Below are 3,706 nucleotides of genomic sequence, written 5' to 3' on the forward strand. Positions count from 1 at the left end.
CAATTGCCTGTATAGGTGAGGTTGCTCTTCTCCTTCCGGATCACTTTCCAGCTACAAGATCCTGTGCATTCTCCTCCACTCGGACACTTCACGATGTCCACTATTCCAGAGCATTCATCCTGTGAGACCACTGTTTCTCCGTTGATCTTCAAGTCCACATGAAGGGGTTTTTCCAATCCATCGGAGTCTATGATGAAGATGCTCGGCACCGTTACGTAGCCCAGTGCATTGCGACAGAGGAATTGCATATCCACAGGTTGGAAATCGAATTCTGGGAACCATGTGGTGATCAAAGTGTTATTGGTCTCATCGATCTCAGGAATCCGTCCTTCAGGATCTAGGACCAAGGTAATCTCATCACCTGGACTTAGAGGAATGCCAGTAAAGGGCCACAAACGCTTATTTGCCACATAGCAATAGCAACCCTCAGGAGTGAGCTGAACGCATATTCCCTGATGCATGACCACTACGCCTCCTGGATGCCAAATATCTACTTGGCAAGTGCCGATACAGTTATCATCAGGACATTGCCCTCCCGCCTCCTTCACCATATGCATCCTATCCTGACCCAAAAGAACCCCGTTGACATATAGATCGGCCTCTAAAGGCATGGCCAGTTGATTGTTGGTACCGAAGTCCACAATTGGTTCTATATCGTATAGTCCGGGTCCGAGCTGAAGGAATTCCATCTCTACAGGTATGAAATCCGTATGGGCTCCATATCGTAGGATGATCTCATTATTGGTCTCATCCAATTCCTGAACTTGATTCAGAGGGTCGATGACGATCCTCACTTTATCACCGTCATTCAATGGAATGCCTTCGAATGGCCACAATTTCTTTTCTCGCACATAGCAATAACACCCTGAGGGGGTCAAGGGATTACATACGCCTTGATGCATGACCACCGTGCCTCCGGGGTGCCAGATATCGACCTGACAGGTCTGACCACAGGTATCTGCCATACATTGTCCACCAGCAGTTTTTACACGGTGCATACGGTCTTCGCCCATCAGCACACCATTCACGTAGAGGTCTGCATGCAGTGGGAGGGTGAGTTGACTGTTGCTACCTATATTGACAATTGGCCCGATAGAGTGTCCGGGAATGAGGGTCTCGAACCAGAATTCACCGTCATGCGCCTCCAGATCGGTATCCACGCGATATTCTAAGACCAATTCATTATTGGTCTCATCATATTCAGGAACGAGATTCTGAGGATCCAACACCAAACGGAGGATGTCGCCAGGTTCTAACTCGATATTCTGTAAGGGCCATAGTTCTATAGGACCGGTCTGACATACACAGCTGTCGGGTGATGTAAGAGTTACACATGTGCCACCATACATCACCACGGGGCCACCGGGATGCCAGACATCTATTTGGCAGTTGCCGATGCAGGAGGCCGGGCAGCCATTGCCACCCCCAGCCGCGCGTACCATATGCATCTGGTCCTGTGCTACGAGGATGTCATTGACATAGAGGTCCGCATGCAGAGGCATATCCGCTTCATTGTTGGTGGATACGACTACCTCCGGGAAGATGTCAAAGAAGCTATCGATGCTACCTGGTATGGGAGGAAGCATCTGGACCATCATTCCTTCTGCATGGAAATCGGTCTGTGGTGCAGGCTGAGAGAATGATAATTGAGCAGAGAGTATCAGGATAGCCGTGGCTATCTTCCTGAGGTCAAGGGTCAGGGTAGTCATGATGGAATGTGTTGGTCGGCAGTGCTGATCACTACGCGGGCTACACGGTAGGGTCTTCAATCAGAGTGTAGCGCAGCCTTGTCGAAGTTGGTCAAAAGCTCTACTGAAAGAGCGGGTTTTTCCCTTGTAAAGTGAGAATAAAAAAGGAGAATTCCAAACCTGTAGTATAGTTTAACTTATTGTAATCTAGACACTTAGAAGCGGTATGAAAGCTTTCGAAGCTCTATGTAATCATGCATGGACCAATGGATTATGCAGAGAAATATCGAAGAGGATATGCTGCTCATTTCGTTGAAAAAGTCCGAGACTGATTTTCGTCAGGTGCGTGCTAGGAGCGTACTTTCAGCCAGAATATCATAATCTATTGAGAATGAAAAGATTGAAAGTATCCATGGCCATAGGGTCGATGGCCTTGGCATTGTTGTTGAATGCATGTGGATCAGAATCAGGTCCGATTGAAGAACAGGTAGAGGAAATCGAAGAAGTTTCTCCTGAATTCGAAGCCCTCGAGGAAGAGACCGAGCAGATAGAATCAGAGATCGAAGAGCTCGACCAAGAGATAGACGCACTGATAGAGGATCTATAAAACAACAGAACGATGAACATGAAGAATATACTCGCAATCGCCCTTTGTCTCGGATTCATGCACAGCATGATGGCCCAAGACGCCAAGACCTTGAAGATGAAAGCCGCTCAAGAAGTGGAAGAAGTCGAGGAAGAAATGGATGACCAAGTAGAGGATGCCAAAGAGGTCAAGGAGAAGAAGGAAAAGCAACTCAAGAAACAGAAGGACAAAGGCAAAAAACTCCGACTTGCCAATGATGACGATGAAGACGATGAGGGAGATGATGATCGCGATGAGATCGAGGAAGAAGACGAAGGAGAAGGAAAGCATCACGGTCATGAGCACGGAAAAGGACACGAGCATTCCAAAGGGAAGCACAAAGGTCATGAGCATAAGGAAGGTGAAGACCATGAGTTCAGAGATGGACATGTGCGAGGTGTGCCTGAGAAAGGAGATAGGATGACCAAAGAGCAGCGCATCAAAATGCAGGAGAAACGTGCCGCAAAGATGGCTGAGCGCAGTGCACAGATGTCAGATAGACTGGACAATGCCGAGAAGCTGATCCAGGAGAAATACGATGCAGGCGAGTTGGATGCAGAAGTCTATGAAGAAAAGATGGAACGCATCAAGATGGCCCGTGAGCGTATGTTGAATGTGAGAAAGAAGGTCGAGGAGAACAATTCCCGACTACAAGAGATCGAGGACTGAGCCTCAACCGATATTCAAGAGTAAGGGCGTCAATCAAAGACGCCCTTTTTCTATTTCTACTCCTTGATGAATTCCAAGGAATGCAGTTCACCTATTGCCGAAACTATCAGCAGATATCTGCCTGCTGGAAGGTGGGATAGGTCGAGCTCAGAGCTTGCGCGCAGCCGATCCACCTCTCTGCCCAAGTCATCATATATCCAGATGGGTCTATTGGAATCGAGTAGATCCGCATTGACGATGCGTACTACATCCCTGACCGGATTAGGTGCCAGCGAGATAGGGACTTCAGTATTCGGAATCTCTTCAACGCCTATTGGATCTACGTCTATCTCATACTTGTAGAGCATGTTATATGGAAAGGCACTTGGGCCACCACGATCGGCCATGAGATAGAGATAGCCTTCATTGTAGACCAGTCCTCGAGGGGATTGATCGTTATCATTCTGGGTATCCGGTAGGTCTACAAATCCGATGTCCGTCTCCGTACTCAGGTCATAGGAGTAGAGACGCTCCAGATCATCGTCATTGTCATCGATCACATAGAATAAAGTATTCCCTACCTGCTCGATCCCATGAGGTTGACCTCCGTTCATAGGGACGGTATCCAGAAATCCTATCGTGCCGGGTACCCATAGGTAAGCATAGGCATAGGGGTATACATCACTATCCTGATAGTAGACGGTGAACCACACAGCATCCCCCACCTTATCGATTCCACCTACTC

The 3,706-nt window shown here is 48.0% G+C and carries 4 protein-coding genes; 2 read left to right on the forward strand and 2 right to left on the reverse strand.

Annotation, left to right across the window (positions count from 1 at the left end):
• A partial coding sequence (locus HKN79_10455) for a hypothetical protein (protein ID NNC83987.1) occupies positions 1-1,709 on the reverse strand: 1,709 nt, incomplete at its 3' end.
• Positions 1,710-2,079: 370 nt separating this feature from the next.
• On the opposite strand from HKN79_10455, the gene HKN79_10460 reads away from it, so the two are divergent.
• Together HKN79_10460 and HKN79_10465 are read left to right on the forward strand one after the other, a co-directional pair.
• Positions 2,080-2,295 carry a hypothetical protein gene (locus HKN79_10460; protein NNC83988.1) on the forward strand — a complete coding sequence of 72 codons (216 nt, stop codon included), beginning with the start codon at positions 2,080-2,082 and terminating at the stop codon, positions 2,293-2,295.
• Positions 2,296-2,313: 18 nt separating this feature from the next.
• Positions 2,314-2,982: a hypothetical protein gene (locus tag HKN79_10465; protein ID NNC83989.1), complete on the forward strand. Its 669-nt coding sequence runs from the start codon at positions 2,314-2,316 to the stop codon at positions 2,980-2,982.
• A gap of 56 nt (positions 2,983-3,038) precedes the next feature.
• On the opposite strand, the gene HKN79_10470 is transcribed toward HKN79_10465, so the two are convergent.
• Positions 3,039-3,706 (reverse strand): T9SS type A sorting domain-containing protein (locus HKN79_10470; GenBank protein ID NNC83990.1); only part of this gene is annotated, 668 nt, incomplete at its 5' end.

The organism is Flavobacteriales bacterium (assembly GCA_013001705.1).
In the GTDB taxonomy this organism is placed as follows: Bacteria; Bacteroidota; Bacteroidia; order Flavobacteriales_D; family JABDKJ01; genus JABDLZ01.

Coding starts and splice junctions, on each gene's coding strand:
- HKN79_10465 (NNC83989.1), top strand. CDS start 2,314: ATGAAGAATATACTCGCAATCGCCCTTTGTCTCGGATTCATGCACAGC.
- HKN79_10460 (NNC83988.1), top strand. CDS start 2,080: ATGAAAAGATTGAAAGTATCCATGGCCATAGGGTCGATGGCCTTGGCA.